General features: G+C 70.7%; 1 protein-coding gene. It reads left to right on the forward strand.

The genetic code is table 11. The annotated features are described in order from the left end of the window. Window positions 1–151: 151 nt before the first annotated feature. Window positions 152–791 (forward strand): FAD-dependent oxidoreductase (locus C6558_RS38835; RefSeq protein ID WP_158269021.1); only part of this gene is annotated, 640 nt, incomplete at its 3' end.

Below are 791 nucleotides of genomic sequence, written 5' to 3' on the forward strand. Positions count from 1 at the left end.
TGGCACACCGATGAGCCCTCTCAGCGCGGCATCGAAGGGATGGAGCGGATGCGCTTGGTCCGCGACGACATCGACACCCACGTCCGCAAGCTCCTGACCGACCTCACCGGCACCGCGAACTGACCGCCCCGCAGCAAGGAGACTCATCATCTTGACCACCGCAACGAACTCACATCCCATTGTCGTCATCGGCGCTGGCCCCATCGGCCTTGCCGCCGCTGCCCACCTCTCTGAGCGCGGCCTGCCGTTCCTGATCCTCGAGGCCGGGACCGCGGCAGGAGCCGCGATCGCCGAGTGGGGGCACACGCGGCTCTTCTCGCCGTGGCAGTACAACCTCGACGCCGCCGCACAGCGTCTCCTCGAAGCTGCCGGCTGGACCGCACCCGACGCCGACGTTCTCCCGACCGGTCACGAACTGCGCGAGCATTACCTCGAACCGCTCGCGCAGCTTCCCCAGCTCGCCGAGTCGATCCGCTGCGGGGCGCGGGTCACCGCCGTCTCCCGCGCCGGCATCGACAAGACCCGCACCGCACGCCGCGAGGAGACCCCCTTCCTCGTCCGGATCCAGACCACCGACGGGCACAGCGAAGACGTGCTCGCCTCCGCGGTCATCGACGCCTCCGGCACCTGGTCCACGCCCAACCCCCTCGGACAGGCCGGGCTCCTTGCTCCCGGCGAGCAGCAGGCCCGCGCCGCGGGCCACATCACCGCGCCGCTGCCTGACGTGCAGGGCCGCGACCGTGACCGCTTCGCCGGCAAGCGAGTCATGGTGACCGGTGCCGGCCACTCAG

The organism is Ensifer sp. NM-2, assembly GCF_003024455.1.
GTDB classification, from domain to species: Bacteria; Pseudomonadota; Alphaproteobacteria; order Rhizobiales; family Rhizobiaceae; genus Ensifer; species Ensifer canadensis.